Here is a 15,877-nt window from a genome sequence, read left to right on the forward strand (position 1 = left end):
GCCCATTCGCATGACCTTCGACTCTTCCAAACGCCGGTTCCTGAAGACCACGCTCGGCAGCGCGGCCGCCGCGGCCACGCTCTCGAGCTTTCCGCCCGCGATCCGGCGCGCGCTCGCGATCGACGCCAACAACGCTACCGGCACGCTCAAGGACGTCAAGCACGTGGTGCTGCTGATGCTCGAGAACCGCTCCTTCGACAGCTACTTCGGCACTTTCCGCGGCGTGCGCGGCTATGGCGACCGCTTCGCGGTGCCGTCGGCGGCAGGTGCGGCCAACATCTTCCACCAGCGCTACACCAAGGCCGGCGCGACCAGCACGCTCACGCCCTACCACCTCGACGAGACGCAGGGCAACGCGCTGCGCGCCGGCAGCACGCCACACACCTGGAACGACGCGCAGGCCGCCTGGGATCACGGCCGTATGTCGGCCTGGCCGAGCGCGAAGACGCCGCTCTCGCTCGGCTACTACGAAGCCGCCGAGGTGCCCTTCCATCGCGCGCTGGCCGATGCCTTCACGATCTGCGATGCCTATCACTGCGGCATGCACACCGGCACCATCGCCAACCGCCTGTTCTACTGGAGCGGCACCAACGGCCCGAACGGCCTGGGCCCGGCCGACCACAACCCGGTGCGCGTGGCCGCGCTCAACAACGAGTTCAACGGCGGCAACGACATCGGCCCGTCCACCTCGGGCTGGACCTGGACCACCTATGCCGACCGGCTGCAGCAGGCCGGCGTGAGCTGGAAGGTCTACCAGAGCCTGGTCGACAATTTCGGCTGCAACGAGATGATGAGCTTCCGCCACTGGCGCGCCGCGATCGAGCAGATGCCGGAAGCGCGCCGCCCGATGTACGTGTCGACGGTGGACATCAGGCAGGCGGTAACGGCCGCGGGCCCGTTCTACGATCCGAACATCGACGACGCGCTGAGCCCGCTCGCGAAGGGTTTCGGCAACACCATGCCGGAAGGCTTCCTGGAGACCTTCCGCGACGACATCCAGAACGGCACGCTGCCGGCGGTGTCGTGGATCATCCCGCCTTCGTACTACAGCGAGCATCCGGGGCCGTCGAGCCCGGCGCAGGGGGGCTGGTACGTGCAGGAAGTGCTCGACGCACTGACTGCCAACCCCGAGGTCTGGAGCCAGACCGTGCTGCTGGTGAACTACGACGAGAACGATGGGTTCTTCGACCACCTGCCGCCGCCGAGCGCGCCCTCGCGCAATCCCGATGGCTCGCTGGCCGGCGGCAGCACCTTGCCGGCCGCCCAGATGGCGCCCGAGTATCACGACTTCACGCCGGCCACCGCGAACCAGCCCGCCATCGACGGCCGCCCTTACGGCCCCGGCCCGCGCGTGCCGATGTGGGTGATCTCGCCGTGGAGCCGCGGCGGCTTCGTCAATTCGCAGGTGTTCGATCACACCTCCACCCTGATGTTTCTCGAGAAGCGCTTCGGCGTGGTCGAGCCGCAGATCAGCGCGTATCGGCGGGCGATCTGCGGCGACCTCACCTCCTGTTTCAACTTCGTCTCGCCCAACGAGGGCACGCTGCCCACGCTGTCGGGCCGCACCACCAAGGTGAGCGCCGATTCGCTGGCGGCCTCGCAGGGCGCCGCCAAGGCGATCCCGGTGCCGGGCGCGACGCTCACCTCGGCGCTGCCCGCGCAGGCCACCGGCACGCGTGCCTCGCGCGCGCTGCCCTATGAGTTGCACACCACCGCGCATCCGGCCGCCGGGTCGATCACGCTGGAATTCGCGAACGCCAGCGCCAATGCGGCGGGCGCCGTGTTCCATGTCTATGACCGCCTGCATCTGGACCGGATCCCGCGCCGTTATGTGGTGGAGGCCGGCAAGACGCTGAGCGGCAGTTGGACGCCCGATGCCGCCGACCAGGGCAGCTACGACCTCTGGGTGCTCGGGCCGAACGGCTATCACCGCGAATACGTCGGCAAGCTGGGCGACATCGCGGCCGGCGCGGATCCCGAGGTGCAGGTCTGCTACCAGCCCTGCGATGCCTCGGCGCTCGGCGTGAAGCTGTTCAATCGCGGCAGCCAGCCGTCACGGTTCACCGTGACGGCGAACGCCTATCGCGGCGACGGCCCGTGGACGCTCGAACTTGCCGCGAACGCCTCGGGCGAACTGAGTTGGAGCGTCGCGGAGCACGGCAACTGGTACGACTTCACGGTCGCCAGCAGCAATGCGCCGAGTTTCTCGCGGCGCTTCGCGGGACGCATCGAGACCGGCAAGGATTCGATATCCGATCCGGCGATGGGGATGGCGGGCTGAGGTGCGTGGCGCCTGCCGGGACGGATTCGGTGGCGGCTTGGCAGGCGAGACGGGAGCTTCGTCAGGACTTCGGAACGATAGCGGCGGCAACGTCCGCGTGACGATGAAACGCGAACGCGCGCGGACAACGCGCTGCGTGAACTATTCGCGCCTGGCCGCGCGAGGGCCCACCTCGCCTATCCCACCATCGACCTTGCGCGTGAGCTTCGGCCGCTCAGGCAGCGCATCGGCACGCGCGAGCGAGCACATTGTCGATCCCGCTCAGGCACGGAAAGCGCATATCGAGACGCACCTGCAGGAATGAGGGCTGGTTGGCATGGCGCCAGAGCCGCACGATTCTCGATGACAAGCGATGTTCACGTGCTTATCCTGTCTCACGGTCTCCGTGTCGACCAGACCGACATGCGCCACACGAGCGCAGCCAACCACAGACGAATCGGGGCCCACCATGAACAAGCGCGCAGCATTCAAGATTCCTCCCTGCATTCCCTTGCACACGCAGTTGCCGGTACTACGTGAACAGGTCGTCAAGCTCGCGAACTCGTCATTACAGGAATACGACATCTTCATGCCCGGCCCGGGCACGGCGCCCGAGCTCGCAAAATTCGACAAGGCATACGAGCACATCAGAGTGCAGACGGAGCAGGCATTCCGTTACCACCGCGATCAGGACCGGGAACTCGTCTGCGCGCTGGCCCACACTCCGGTGCCCAATGCCTATGCCATCTCCTGCGGGACGTTCGACGCAGTGGTCGTGAGCACGGGCCTCATCGAGTCACTGCATGAGTACATATTGAATGCACAGAACGCCATCTTCAACATGATGCCGCACGAAGACCTGGCCACCGACAACTTCCGCGACGCGTTCAAGGCTGCTTTCAAAGGCCACGTGCAGGACGTCTTGACGGCACTGAACCGCATTCTCTACCAGACCGCCATGAATTATCTCCTGGGGCACGAATTCGGCCACCTCGCACGCGGGCATCTAATCAAGGGACTGTCGAGCAGCCGGTCCGCCGTCGAGGAGGAAAGCGTTCACGGCATCCGGCTGATGTCGTCCGATACAGCGGGCCGGACAGGCGGGAGCAAACTGGACCAGGCAATGGAAATCGATGCGGACGTACAAGGCTGCCGATGGGCAACACACCAACTCGCCACCATGCGCCCGGTTGATCCCGCCAACCAGTCCCATTTCCAGGAGGTATTTTCCTGGATCCAGTCGGACCTTGCCCGGCTCAACTTCATCTTCGCCTTCTGTGCCCAAATCGCCTATGTCGCGCTCGGCGCCAGATACATCACGACCGAACGTTTGCTATCCGATGCAACGCATCCGCCAACCGGACTGAGAGCGCTTGTGGCAACAGATACCCAGTTGCTTGCAGCGCTTTCTCATGATCCCGGGCAAAACGAAAAAATTCAGCATTACGTCCAGGAGGCACGTCGGATCGTGGCAGTCTCTGCACTCGCCACCGTACTGCTCAGTCGCGCGGATGATGACGCGCGAGCCGAGACCCAAGCCAAGGCCATCCTGAAATCGAGCACCCGGGCCACGGCTAAAAAAGCCATGAACGTCCTGGGCCTCGAAGCGCCGACCCCGCAACGACGTCGGGAGATGGACATCTACCTAGGCGAACTGTCTCTGATTATCGAGCGCGCCTTGCCCGCCTTGAAAAACACCGCTCGCTGGGAAATGAGCAGAACGGTGCCGTGGACTACGATCGGGATCAAGACCGCGCGGCAGGCAGCCCCCTCGGCACGATAGTCTGGGCAAGAACGACAAAACGGCCGGCACCGCTCGCGCGATGCCGGCCGTTTCATCCAGCCAGTCGATCCTGGCCGCCCGCGGGCGGCCCGTCCACCATCAGAACTTGTGGCGAATCCCGACCACCGCCAGTTCCTGCGTGTCGGTGCCCGAGTTCACGCCGTAGCTGCCGATCGAGGCCTTGGCGTCCACCAGCGCGCCGCCCGAGCCCAGCGTCTTGCCGCTGGCCTTCTGGTAGCCGGCCAGCGCGTACAGGTCGGTGCGCTTGGACAGCGAGTACACCGCGCCGATGTTGACCTGGTTGTAGTGCGCCGAAGCCGGGCCCGTCAGCGAGGTGTAGCTGTAGCCGACGCCCGTGTTCAGGGCCGGCGTGAAGCGGTAGTTGAAGAAGCCCGAGCCGCTGTTGAACTTGGCCGTCGAGCGGAACGTCGACAGCGAGTCGCCCGCGTATTGCGTATTCGAGTAGGCCAGGCCGAAGGTGGCCGCGCCCAGCACGTACTGCGCACCGGCGCGCACGATCTGGATCGACTTGGCGCTGGCGAAGCCCGAGTTCACCACGGTGTTGAACAGCGTGTCCGAGGTGCTGGTCCAGGTGCGCGAGGTCGCGCCGGTGGCCACGGTGTTGCCGCCGTTCGCGGAGAAGAAGCCGGCGCCCAGCGACAACGGGCCGTTCGCGTAGGACGCGCCGAAGCTGTAGGTCTGGCCGTTGCCGGTCTGGCCGGCCACGCCGCCCAGCGCGTACAGCGCCTCGAACTGCAGGCCGGCGATCAGCGGGCTCGTGTACTTGACCGAGTTGCTGACGCGCAGGCTGTTGTCGTAGTTGTCGAGGTCGCCCGGCGTGGCGAAGGTGCCGCCGAACGGGCCGTCTTCGGTCAGGCCCTGCACCAGGTCGACGATCGGGTCGTATTGGCGGCCGAGCGTGACGGTACCCCAGGTCTTGCTCGACAGGCCGACGATCGACTTGCGGCCGAATTCGCGGCCGCCCTGGCCCAGCGCGCCGGTGCCGACGTTGAAGCCGTTCTCGAGCTGGAAGATCGCCGCGAGACCGCCGCCGAGATCCTCGGTGCCACGCAGGCCCCAGCGGCTGCCCGACATGTTGCCGCTGTTGAATTTCACCAGGGTCGACTGGTTCGCGCCGTTGGCGCCCTGGGCGTTGTGCACGTAGGCGATACCGGCGTCCACGATGCCGTATAGCGTGACCGTGCTCTGGGCGTGAGCGACGCCCGTGGCAAGCGATGCGATGGCAGGTAGCGCGAGGAGAGAAATACGCTTCATCCGAGTTCTCTATCTGTTATTGATTGGAAGAGCCCGAACGTTATCGAAATCAATAAGCAGGCGAAACCAAGGAATTCTTTTAAGAATATGAAAACAACACTTCAGTTTCCGGCTTATTGACGCGTTGACACGGGCATCGCCGTTATGGAAGCAGTTGCAGACGCAAGCATCGTGATCGCGTCGTTTCGGCTGGCCGCGCGCCGCTTCCGATACGCGGCTTGACAGCCTCGCGCGAACCTTCGTGCAGCCCGCTCACGCGCGCTTTTGCCGTCAGTTATTTCTGTCTTGACAGAAATAACTGACGGACCGTACATTACGCCGCATGGAACTGACACCGCTCTCCGAACGATTCATCCTCCACTGGGGCGAGATGGGCTCCCGCTGGGGCGTCAATCGCACCGTCGCGCAGATACATGCCCTGCTCTACCTGCACGGCAAGCCGCTCGCCGCCGACGAGATCGCCGCCGCGCTGAACGTGGCGCGCTCCAACGTCAGCAACAGCCTGAAGGAGTTGCAGTCGTGGCGGCTGGCGCGCGTGGTGCACGTGATGGGCGACCGCCGCGACCATTTCGAGACCTCCACCGATATCTGGGAACTGTTCAAGCTGATCGTCGAAGGCCGGCGCCAGCGCGAACTCGACCCGACCCTGACGGTGCTGCGCGAGACGCTCGACAGCCCCGAGCTGGCCGGCGAGAGCCAGGAAACCGAGCAGCGGATCCGCGATACGCTGCAGTTCCTCGAGACGCTGACCACCTGGTCCGACGAAATGCTGCGCATGAAGCCGGAAACGCTGATGAAGACGCTCGGCATCGGCGCGAAGATCAGCCAGGTGGTGCGGCGCAAGCCGGCGAAGTGAATCCGCGCGGGTGGCGACACCCGCTTTTTTGGTCCTTGAATTTCTGTTTCTACAGAAACAACAGTAAGGAGAAGCGACATGAACACCGTCATCGTCCTGGCCGCCCAGTTCCTCCTGCCGATGCCGATCGGTTATGCGATCGCCCTGTACTTGCGCGCGGTCACGCGCCGCCTGCTGGTGGACATGTGCGGCACCGAGGAGCGCGCCGATTTCTGGACCCGCATCGTGATGGTGATGCTGGTGCTCGGCCCGCTGACGCTGAGCCTCGCCTTCGGCCGCAATCCCGCGCAATGCTCGGCGAGCGAGCTGGTCTGCCTGGTCGGCGCGCTGCGCACGACGCTGGCCACCTCGCTGTTCGGCGCGATGCTGCCGTTGATGGCGATCGCGCTGCGGATCTCGCGGCAGATTCCGCGCGACGCGGATCCGTCCGCGCCGGGCCGTCTTGCCGCCACGCCGGCCGCCGCGGAACGCCCGGCCGCCTCGGCATGAAGATCCGGGCGGGGGCGCCATCGCCCTGCCCGGCACTCGCCGGCGCGAAGCCAAGCAGCGGGAGCGACCCGGCCTTCATCGCGCTGCCGGCCGAGTACTTCCCGATGATCCTCGAGCCGGTCTGAACGCTTGCCGCGCACGATAGCGCCGATGCGCGGCGACCTCTACTCTCCCGCCAGCCGGCGCAGCGCGCGGCCGTTCGACGAAGCGACGGACGCGCCGCCGCGCCGGATCCGCACCGCCTCGGCCTGCGTCGACACGCAAGGCGCCGAACCCGGTAGCGGCCGCCCCGCGCTCTCGCGCGCGGCCAGCACCGAGACCGCGCCGATCGCCGCCGCGCCGATCAGGTAATAGGCCGGCATCATCAGGTTGCCGCTGCGCTCGACCAGCCAGGCGGTGACCAGCGGCGTGGTGCCGCCGAACAGCGAGACCGAGACGTTGAAGCCGATCGCCAGCGCGCTGTAGCGGACCCGGGTCGGGAACAAGGCCGGCAGCGCGGACGGCATCACGCCGCAGAAGCAGGACAGCAGCACGCCGAGCAGCATCATGCCGGCGAAGATCAACCCGCCCCGACCGGTCTGCAACAGCAGCAGCGCGGGGATCGCGAACACCATCAGGCCGATGCAGCCGGCCAGCATCACCGGGCGCCGCCCGACGCGATCGGACAGCCAGCCGGCGGCGAGCGTGAGCGGCATCATCAGCACCATCACCAGCAGCACGATCACCAGGCCGCGCGTCTCGTCGAGATGCAGCGTGGCCGACAGGTAGTTCGGCAGGTAGGCCAGCGCCATGTAGTCGGTCACGTTGAAGATCAGCACCAGCCCGACGCAGACCAGCAGCGCGCGCCATTGCCCGGCCAGCAGCGCGGCGATCGACTGGCGCGGCCGCGCGCGCTCGAGCCGCTCGCGATGCTCGGCCTCCTTGCGGAAGGCCGGCGTCTCCTCCAGCCGGGTGCGGATGTAGAGGCCGATCAGTCCGAGCGGGCCGGCCACGAAGAAGGGCACGCGCCAGCCCCAGTCGAGCATCTGCGCGGGGCTCAGCAGCGAGGTCAGGGCCGTGACGGTGCCCGCACCGAGCAGGTAGCCGGCCAGCGTGCCGAACTCGAGGAAGCTGCCCATGAAGCCGCGATGGCGGTCGGCCGCGAACTCGGCGATGAAGGTGGCCGCGCCGCCGTATTCGCCGCCCGTCGAGAAGCCCTGCACCAGCCGCGCCACCAGCAGCAGCACCGGCGCGAGGATGCCGATCGAGGCATAGGAGGGAATCAGGCCGATCGCGAAGGTGCCGCAGGCCATCATGATCATGGTGGCGGCCAGCACGCGCTGGCGGCCCAGCCGGTCGCCCAGCGGGCCGAACACCATGCCGCCGATCGGCCGCACCAGGAAGGCGGCCGCGAAGGTGCCGAAGGTGGCCAGCAATTGCGCCGAGCCGCTGGTCGAGGGAAAGAACACATGGCCCAGCGTCACCGCGATATAGCTGTAGACGCCGAAGTCGAACCACTCCATCGCGTTGCCGAGCGCCATCGCGCCCACCGCGCGGCGCAGCAGCGCGCGATCGACCACGGTCACCTCGTCGCCGGCGAAGGCGGCCTCGCGCGGCGGCGCGGCGCGTTTCGCGGCGCCGCCGGATCGGGAACGCGGCGCGCTGCCCGGCGCGGCCGGGTGCCGGGCTGGGGTCTTGCCTGAAGCTCTGCGGGTCGAGTGGCTCAAAGGCACGCTCCTGGATGAGTGGCGATGGGCAGCCGCGACGCGGCATGCTGTCTCGTCGTGCGAGCGCGCCGGCCCCGCCGCGATAAAGTCCGTGGACTTCAGCGCGCGCGGCCATCGCGGTCGCCATCGCCTGTTATCGGATACGGCGTCGTGATCGGTCCGAGTGTGCGCGACATCGCCTGCGTCATCCTGCCCTGATGCGTCCGCCAGCCGACCGGAAACGACAGTGTTCATGCCCTTGTCGGGCCCGTCGTCGGACGCCGCCGGGGCGCCGTGTCGAACCGGTCCGATCCGTGTCGGGAATAGGCAAGCGCCCGTCGAATTTCCTTGATCGCGGCCCCGCTTTTATCGCAATGATTCGGGGGTGACGCCGCCGTGAAAAACGGCCGCGAGCGCGGCCCGCGACGCCCGGCAAGTGCCTGCCGGAACACGGCGGCCACCGCCCTCGCGCCGCTCTCCGGCATCGCGGCTGGCCGGCGCGAGCCGGCCGCCGGGCAGGCGTCGTCATGTACGGCCCAACCTCTGGCATCGGCCCGCGCCGATGTTGCTCCCATGTCCGCATCCACGCCGCGCCATTTCGGTTTCCTGACCCTGCCCTCGTTCTCGATGATCGCCTTCTCGAGCGCGATCGAGGCCCTGCGCATGGCCAACTACGTCGATCGCAGCGAGCATTACCGCTGGACCGTCTACTCGGTCGACGGCGAGGCGGTGGCCGCCAGCAACGGCATGGTCGCGCGGCCCACCCACCGGCTCGATCTCGACGCGCCGCTGCCCGACCTGATGATCGTCTGCGGCGGCACCCAGGTGCGCGAGGCGGTGGACGCGCCGGTGATCCACGCGCTGCGCGAGCTGGCGCGGCGCGGCATGCCGCTCGGCGGGATCTGCACCGGCGCCTACGCGTTGATGGCCGCCGGCCTGCTGGACGGCTATCGCGGCACCGTGCACTGGGAGAACCTCTCGGCCCTGCATGCCGAATTCCCGGCGGTGTCGATCGTCGACGAGCTGTTCGTGATCGACCGCGACCGCGTGACCTGCACCGGCGGCACCGCGCCGCTCGACCTGATGATCGGCATCGTCGCCGCCGAGCGCGGCCAGGAGCTCGCCACCCGCGTGTCCGAGCAGTTCGTGCTGCAGCGCATCCGCGGCGCCAGCGATCCGCAGCCGATCCCGGTCGACGCGCGGGTCGGCTTCTCGCGCGGCGAGCTGGTGGAGGCGGTGCGGCTGATGGAGGCCAATATCGAGGAGCCGCTGCCGCTGGCCGACCTGGCGCGGCTGATCGCGCTGTCCGAGCGGCAGATGCAGCGCATGTTCAAGCACTACCTGAGCACCTCGCCCACTCACTACTACCTGTCGGTGCGCCTCAAGCACGCGCGCGAGATCCTGCGCAACAGCGACGTGTCGATCGCGCAGGTCACCTCGCTGTCGGGCTTCCGCTCGGCCTGCCATTTCAGCAAGGCCTATCGCGCCCAGTTCGGCCATGCGCCGAGCCAGGAGCGACGCGCGCCGAAGACGGGCACCGCGAAACGCGCGCGGCAAGCCGCCGGCACGCGCGCCGACGAGGGCGGCGAACTCGAGGAGGCGGCCGTCGCCGGCATGCCGCACGCCTGAAGCACGCCTGAAGTTCACCCGAGCCGGCATCTCCCTACATCGATCACAGTTCCGGGAAAATCGCATCGCGGCGCAGCAACTGTGCTGCTTTTCCGGCACGTCACCTGTGGCCGCCAGGGCGAGCCCGGCGCTTCTATCCTGCCTGTCGATGCCGTGCCGCACCGCTCGCGGTGCACGGCCAGCCGACCCAGGAGACGACCATGCCGACCGCCGAGAGCGACGCGCTTGCCGCGTCGAGTGCGCTGCCCGCCGACGAACACCGCTGGCGCGAGATGCCGGCGGCGCCCCGCGGCGGCGGCGATGGCTCGCCCGCCACACCCGGCGATCCGGCCGGCGCCTGCGCCGGCATCGTGATCGGCCACTGGCTGGACCGGCGCATCGGCTGGCGCGAGCTGATCGCGCCGGTCTCGCCGCGCCACTACACCATCAGCCTGCTGCTCGGGCCGGCCACCATCGACTGCTACAAGGACGGCCGCCTGCTCGAACGCGGCACGGGCGGCCCCGGCGGCCTGCAACTGACCGCGCCGGGCGAGCACGTGCAATGCCGCTTCCGCGGCGCGAACGAGGCGCTGCACATGTTCGTGCCGGCCGCGCTGGTGGATGCCGAATACGATGCGCTGGACGGCTCGGGCGCGACGCCGCGCCTGGAGGATCCGGGCTTTCGCGTCGACCCGGTGCTGATGCCGCTGGCGCGCCGGCTGGCCGCCTGCGCGCAGGAGGACGCGCGCCAGCGCGACGGCGTGGTGGCCGGCATCCTCCATCACGTGCTGACGCGCTACGCGCACGAGCCGCGCCGCTCGCGCCAGGGGCTGGCCGCGCCGAAGCTGCGCCGCGTGATCGACTATGTCGACGCGAACTTCGCCGAGCCGATCACGCTGCACGACATCGCTCGGCACGCCGGCCTGAGCCGCATGCATTTCGCCGCGCAGTTCCGGCTCGCCACCGGGCTCACGCCGCACGCTTACCTGATGCGGCGCCGGGTCGAGCAGGCCAAGGCGCTGCTGCGCCGGGGGCTGCCGATCGTCGAGGTGGCGCTGGCCAGCGGCTTTGCGGGGCAGGCGCATTTCACCACCGTGTTTCGCGAGGCGACAGGGCTCACGCCGCGGCGCTGGCGGCTGCAATCGGCCGATTGAGATCGGCCTGGCGAGCGCCGCGAGCATCGCGCCGCCCGGCAGGCATCACCGGCCCGGAAAACAAACAGCCCGCCGCGCGTCACGCGCGGCGGGCTGCGTTCTTCAGCGATCGATGTTCGACGTTCGACCAGCGACGCTCAATCGAGCTTGTACGACCCCGCGCCGGTGCCAGCCAGGCCGCCGCCGTCGACGATCAGGTATTCGCTGCGGATCGGCTTGCTCGCGAAGAAGTCCTGCAGGATCTCCAGCGTGCCGGCCGCGTAGCGATGCTGCGCCGACAAGGAGCTGCCCGAGATATGCGGCGTCATCCCCTCGTTCGGCATGCGACGCCACGGATGATCGACCGGCGCCGGCTGCGGATACCAGACATCGCCGGCATAACCCGCCAGCTTGCCCGACTGCAGCGCGCGCACCACGGCGTCGCGATCGCAGAGCTTGCCGCGCGCGGTGTTGATCAGGTAGGCGCCGCGCTTGACCAGCTCGAACATGCGATCGTCGAACATGTGCTCGGTCGAGGGATAGAGCGGGCTCTGCAGGTTGATCACGTCGCAGACCTTCACCAGCGACTGCGGCGTCTCGTGATAGGTCAGGCCCAGCTCGCGCTCGGTCTCGGCCGGCAGGCGATGCGGATCGTAGTAGTGCAGCCCGACGTCGAAGGGCTTGAGGCGCCGCAGCACGGCCAGGCCGATGCGGCCCGCCGCGATGGTGCCGAACTGCATGCCCTCGAGATCGTAGCTGCGGCTCACGCAGTCGGCGATGTTCCAGCCGCCGTTGGCCGCGTACTGGTGCGAGGGCAGGTAGTTGCGCACCAGCGAGAGCGTCATCATCACCACGTGCTCGGCCACGCTGATGCTGTTCGAGAAAGTCACCTCGGCCACCGTCACGCCGTGCCCGGCGGCGGCCTTCAGGTCGACGTGGTCCGAGCCGATGCCGGCCGTCACCGCGAGCTTGAGCTTGCTGGCCCGCGCGATGCGCTCGGGCGTCAGGTAGGCCGGCCAGAACGGCTGCGAGATGACGATATCGGCATCAGGCAGGTGGCGGTCGAAGGTGGAATCGGCGCCGTCCTTGTCGCTGGTCACGATCAGCTCGTGGCCCTGGCTCTCCAGCCAGGCGCGCAGGCCCAGTTCGCCCGACACGCAGCCGAGCAGCTCGCCCGGGCGGAAACCGAGCTCGCCGCTCGGCGAGGGCACCGTCTGACCGTTCGGGTAGCGCTCGATCCTCGGGATGTCGTCGCGTGCGTATTTCGGCGGGTAGCCGGTGACGGGATCGGGATAAAGCACGCAAAGTACCTTGGCCATCAGAATCTCTCCTGGTTGTGGATCCGTTGCAGTCGTCATCTGCAAGGTGCAACCAGTCTGCCAAGATCGATGCCGCGAAAATTCCGGATTCGCACGGCGGGGATTACGGCGCGCCGACCGCCGTGCGTTCGCCGAACGATCGTGGAGAGATCGCCGGGAAACAGCCGTCGAACGCGCCGCGCGAGGCGGGCACGGCGCGTCATGCGCGATGCCCGCCCCGCCGCCCGGCTTCAGGCCAGCATGCCGCCCGAAGCCTCGATGCGCTGCGCGTTGACCCAGCGGTTGTCGTCCGCCAGCAGCGAGGCGATCAAGGGGCCGATGTCGCCCGGCTGGCCGACGCGGCCCAGCGCGGTGAATTCGGCGATGCGGCGATTCAGCTCCGGGTTGTCGCGCACCATGCCGCCGCTGAAGTCGGTGGCGATCGCGCCGGGCGCGACGGTATTGACCGCGATGCCGCGCGCGCCGAGTTCACGCGCGAGATAACGCGTCAGCACCTCCACCGCGCCCTTCATCGAGGCATAGGCGCTGCTGCCGGGGAACGAGAAGCGCGTCAGGCCCGAAGACACGTTGACGATGCGCCCGCCGTCGTTGATCAGCGGCAGCAGCTTCTGGGTCAGGAAGAACACGCCCTTGAAATGCACCTGGTAGAGCGCATCGAGATCGGCCTCGGTCACTTCCGCGAACGGCGCGTGATGCGAGGTGCCGGCATTGTTGACCAGATAGTCGAAGCGGCTCGCGCCGAGCTGCGCGAGCGCCTCGCCGAGCTTGCCGACGAAGGCGTCGAAGCCGGCGGTGTTGCCGGTATCGAGCTGCAGCGCGATCGCGCGGCGGCCTTCGGCGGCCACCTGCGCGACCACCTGCTCGGCCTCGGCCGAATTGGAATGCCAGGTGAAGATCGAATCGACGCCGCGGCGCGCGAGATTGACGACGGTATCGCGGCCGAGGCCGCGGCTGCCGCCGGTGACGATGGCGATCTTGCCGATCTGGCTGGCGACGGGGGAAGTTTGCGTGGACATGGAACACCTCGTTCAGGGAACACGGAACGCATCGTACGGCCGCGCCCCCCGCGCGGTGAATGACGGATCTCGACAATTTCTTGCCTGATCCTGCCCGGCCGCGCACGACGCCGCCGGCTTGCCGTTATGCTGGCAGCCGATGCCATCCCCTGGCTCCCGAGGATCCGACATGACCCTGAATGCCCTGCTCGACGCGGTCCGGCACCATATCGACGACCAGCCCCCCGCTAACGTCTATCGCACGGCGAACGCCGGCCTGCTGATCACGCGCGCCACCCAGGATCGCCCGCAGAGCCGCCTGCTGATGCGCCCGGCGCTGTGCATCTCGCTGCAGGGCGCCAAGCAGACCACCTTCGGCGCGCGCGACTACCTCTATCGCGCCGGCGAGGCGCTGGTGGTCAGCATGACGATGCCGGCGATCGGCCGGATCGTGCAGGGCACCGAGGAAAAGCCGGCGATCGCGCTGATCGTCGAGCTCGACATGGCGGAGATGAGCGCGGTGCTGGAGAGCTTCGAGGCGCCGCCGGCCGCGCGCGAGAGCGCCGGGCCCGGCGTGTTCGTCGAGCGGCTGCGCCCCGAGATGATCGACTGCATGCTGCGCGCGATGCGCCTGCTCGACACGCCGCACGCGATCGGCGTGCTCTATCCCGGCATCATGCGCGAGCTCTGCTACTGGCTGCTGACCGGGCCGAACGGCGGCGAGATCGTCGGCATGCTGCTCGGCAACGGCCATGCCGAGCGCGTGGTGCGCGCGATCCACGCGCTGCGCGATCGCTACAACGTGCCGATCCGCATCGAGGAACTGGCGCAACTCGCGCGCATGAGCCCGTCGGCCTTCCATCGGCAGTTCAAGGCGCTGACCTCGATGACGCCGCTGCAATTCCAGAAGCAGTTGCGCTTGCTGGAGGCGCGGCGGCTGATCGCGCATGAAGTGGTCAAGGTCGAGGAAGCGGCGTTCAAGGTGGGGTATGAAAGCGCCTCGCAGTTTAGCCGCGAGTATTCGCGCATGTTCGGCATCTCGCCCAAGCGCGACGCGGGCGCGCTGGCCGCGGCGCTGCGCGAGGGGCGGGTGCTGGAGACCAGCGAGGCTTAGGGGCGGCGCCGTTGCTTTCCAGGGCACCACGCCTTAGCATCCGTGCTCGTTCGTGGCCGGCAGTCCGGCCTTTCCGCGAGGCTGTCCGATGTTGAATCTCTACAAGATCGCGCTGGGTCCGATGTTGCTGGCGCAGGCCCGCTGGTACTGTCAGGTTGTTGAGTCGATGGCTTGTATAGTAGGGCATGAAGAAATGCATCGTTACCGTTCAGCCCCAATTCGAATCGCCGATTTCATTCAAGGGCCACCGCTTTCCGCCGGGGTGATCGGCTACGCGGTGTGGCTGTACTACCGATTTCCGTTGAGCCTGCGCATGGTCGAGGAAATGCGGGCTGCCCGCGGTATCGAGCTCACGTACGAAACCGTGCGGTGCTGGGCCACGAAGTTCGGCGTGGCGATCGCGAAGCGAATCCGCTCAACGGCCCCAGCCCGTGGCGACAAATGGCACCTCGACGAGATGGTGGTGACGATCCGCGGCGTGAAGCACTGGCTCTGGCGTGCCGTGGATCAGAACGGTACGGTGCTCGACGTCCTGGTTCAGCGTCGGCGCGACGCAGCAGCTGCCAAGCGGCTGATGCGCAAGCTGCTCAAGCGCCACGGCCACCCGCGCGTGATGGTGACGGACAAACTGTGCAGCTATGCTGCGGCGACACCGCGCTGGGTCTACGCGTCGAGCACCGGCAGCACAAGGGGCTGAACAACCGGGCGGAGAATTCGCACCAGCCGACTCGGGTGCGAGAAAAGGTGATGCGGCGGTTCAAATCAGCACGCCAGCTGCAGCGATTTGCCTCGGTCCACGCCCAAGTTTCGAACTTGTTCATGGGCTACCGTTACCACCGCGATGCGCAACAGAAACGAGCGGCCCGGGCCCAGGCGATGACGGCCTAGGAAAGAGTTTCATGCGCTCGCTTGGCGGCGTAAGCCATTCGAGGCTGCGTTCCGCCGCCTTCGTTCGTCCGCTCACCGAACAACCTGACAATACCGCTCACGGAGCTCTAGCGCACGTATCTCGTTCCTATGCATTAGAACGGACCGATTGATGATGGGCTCGCCAAACCGATAATCCCGGAACACGCTCCACTTAATAATCGTATGCGCGCAATATGTAGCAGACCGGAAGTTTTGATGGCCAAGACCTGTGCCTTGTCGCCCGCCGACGGCTGGCAGGAACCACGAGGTCCTGGACCGAACGAAGAGCCATCTTGATCTGCAAACAGCACCCCGTGGGGTTGAAATTCAACGAGCACGGATTTTTCCTCTGCGGCTCCAGCTATGGTCATCGGTGCCAGCAGGACTATAAACGCGCAGATATATCTCAACATGGAAACCATCCTAAATATGGGCACAAGCCCATTGAGAG

At 67.3% G+C, this 15,877-nt stretch carries 11 protein-coding genes and 1 pseudogene; 8 read left to right on the forward strand and 4 right to left on the reverse strand.

Annotated elements, in window-relative coordinates; translation table 11 throughout:
• Positions 1-10: 10 nt before the first annotated feature.
• Positions 11-2,281, forward strand: a complete 2,271-nt coding sequence (locus F3J18_RS16180; RefSeq protein WP_166913329.1) for a phospholipase C, phosphocholine-specific — start codon at positions 11-13, stop codon at positions 2,279-2,281.
• A 448-nt stretch (positions 2,282-2,729) separates the two neighbouring features.
• The gene (locus F3J18_RS16185) at positions 2,730-4,043 is read left to right on the forward strand and encodes a M48 family metalloprotease (protein WP_166913330.1); all 1,314 of its coding nucleotides are present in this window, start codon (positions 2,730-2,732) and stop codon (positions 4,041-4,043) included.
• A gap of 99 nt (positions 4,044-4,142) precedes the next feature.
• Here F3J18_RS16185 and F3J18_RS16190 read toward each other — a convergent pair whose 3' ends face one another.
• Positions 4,143-5,318, reverse strand: coding sequence for a porin (locus tag F3J18_RS16190; RefSeq protein WP_025097592.1), 1,176 nt, complete (start codon positions 5,316-5,318; stop codon positions 4,143-4,145).
• A gap of 322 nt (positions 5,319-5,640) precedes the next feature.
• Here F3J18_RS16190 and F3J18_RS16195 point away from each other — a divergent pair, with 322 nt between their 5' ends.
• Both F3J18_RS16195 and F3J18_RS16200 read left to right on the forward strand, forming a co-directional pair.
• On the forward strand, positions 5,641-6,174 hold the full coding sequence (locus tag F3J18_RS16195; protein WP_013691133.1) for a MarR family transcriptional regulator: 534 nt from the start codon (positions 5,641-5,643) through the stop codon (positions 6,172-6,174).
• 78 nt (positions 6,175-6,252) lie between these two features.
• On the forward strand, positions 6,253-6,663 hold the full coding sequence (locus F3J18_RS16200) for a hypothetical protein (protein ID WP_166913331.1): 411 nt from the start codon (positions 6,253-6,255) through the stop codon (positions 6,661-6,663).
• Between the two features lie 164 nt (positions 6,664-6,827).
• On the opposite strand, the gene proP is transcribed toward F3J18_RS16200, so the two are convergent.
• On the reverse strand, positions 6,828-8,369 hold the full coding sequence (gene proP, locus F3J18_RS16205) for a glycine betaine/L-proline transporter ProP (RefSeq protein WP_166913332.1): 1,542 nt from the start codon (positions 8,367-8,369) through the stop codon (positions 6,828-6,830).
• Positions 8,370-8,921: 552 nt separating this feature from the next.
• Here proP and F3J18_RS16210 point away from each other — a divergent pair.
• Both F3J18_RS16210 and F3J18_RS16215 read left to right on the forward strand, forming a co-directional pair.
• On the forward strand, positions 8,922-9,977 hold the full coding sequence (locus F3J18_RS16210) for a GlxA family transcriptional regulator (protein WP_025097594.1): 1,056 nt from the start codon (positions 8,922-8,924) through the stop codon (positions 9,975-9,977).
• Positions 9,978-10,177: 200 nt separating this feature from the next.
• Positions 10,178-11,110: an AraC family transcriptional regulator gene (locus F3J18_RS16215; protein ID WP_166913333.1), complete on the forward strand. Its 933-nt coding sequence runs from the start codon at positions 10,178-10,180 to the stop codon at positions 11,108-11,110.
• A gap of 137 nt (positions 11,111-11,247) precedes the next feature.
• On the opposite strand, the gene F3J18_RS16220 is transcribed toward F3J18_RS16215, so the two are convergent.
• Together F3J18_RS16220 and F3J18_RS16225 are read right to left on the reverse strand one after the other, a co-directional pair.
• Entirely contained in the window at positions 11,248-12,408 is a 1,161-nt protein-coding gene (locus F3J18_RS16220; RefSeq protein ID WP_025097599.1) for an NAD-dependent formate dehydrogenase, read from the reverse strand.
• A gap of 230 nt (positions 12,409-12,638) precedes the next feature.
• On the reverse strand, positions 12,639-13,424 hold the full coding sequence (locus F3J18_RS16225) for an SDR family oxidoreductase (protein ID WP_025097600.1): 786 nt from the start codon (positions 13,422-13,424) through the stop codon (positions 12,639-12,641).
• Between the two features lie 169 nt (positions 13,425-13,593).
• Between F3J18_RS16225 and F3J18_RS16230 the strand changes: the two genes are divergently transcribed.
• Both F3J18_RS16230 and F3J18_RS16235 read left to right on the forward strand, forming a co-directional pair.
• Positions 13,594-14,517 carry an AraC family transcriptional regulator gene (locus F3J18_RS16230; RefSeq protein ID WP_166913334.1) on the forward strand — a complete coding sequence of 308 codons (924 nt, stop codon included), beginning with the start codon at positions 13,594-13,596 and terminating at the stop codon, positions 14,515-14,517.
• A 185-nt stretch (positions 14,518-14,702) separates the two neighbouring features.
• A pseudogene (locus F3J18_RS16235) lies at positions 14,703-15,405 on the forward strand (IS6 family transposase).
• The last annotated feature ends 472 nt before the right edge of the window (positions 15,406-15,877 follow it).

This window comes from Burkholderia sp. Ax-1720 (assembly GCF_011753035.1).
In the GTDB taxonomy this organism is placed as follows: domain Bacteria; phylum Pseudomonadota; class Gammaproteobacteria; order Burkholderiales; family Burkholderiaceae; genus Burkholderia; species Burkholderia gladioli.

Coding starts and splice junctions, on each gene's coding strand:
- F3J18_RS16180 (WP_166913329.1), top strand. CDS start 11: ATGACCTTCGACTCTTCCAAACGCCGGTTCCTGAAGACCACGCTCGGC.
- F3J18_RS16185 (WP_166913330.1), top strand. CDS start 2,730: ATGAACAAGCGCGCAGCATTCAAGATTCCTCCCTGCATTCCCTTGCAC.
- F3J18_RS16190 (WP_025097592.1), bottom strand. CDS start 5,318: ATGAAGCGTATTTCTCTCCTCGCGCTACCTGCCATCGCATCGCTTGCC.
- F3J18_RS16195 (WP_013691133.1), top strand. CDS start 5,641: ATGGAACTGACACCGCTCTCCGAACGATTCATCCTCCACTGGGGCGAG.
- F3J18_RS16200 (WP_166913331.1), top strand. CDS start 6,253: ATGAACACCGTCATCGTCCTGGCCGCCCAGTTCCTCCTGCCGATGCCG.
- F3J18_RS16210 (WP_025097594.1), top strand. CDS start 8,922: ATGTCCGCATCCACGCCGCGCCATTTCGGTTTCCTGACCCTGCCCTCG.
- F3J18_RS16215 (WP_166913333.1), top strand. CDS start 10,178: ATGCCGACCGCCGAGAGCGACGCGCTTGCCGCGTCGAGTGCGCTGCCC.
- F3J18_RS16220 (WP_025097599.1), bottom strand. CDS start 12,408: ATGGCCAAGGTACTTTGCGTGCTTTATCCCGATCCCGTCACCGGCTAC.
- F3J18_RS16225 (WP_025097600.1), bottom strand. CDS start 13,424: ATGTCCACGCAAACTTCCCCCGTCGCCAGCCAGATCGGCAAGATCGCC.
- F3J18_RS16230 (WP_166913334.1), top strand. CDS start 13,594: ATGACCCTGAATGCCCTGCTCGACGCGGTCCGGCACCATATCGACGAC.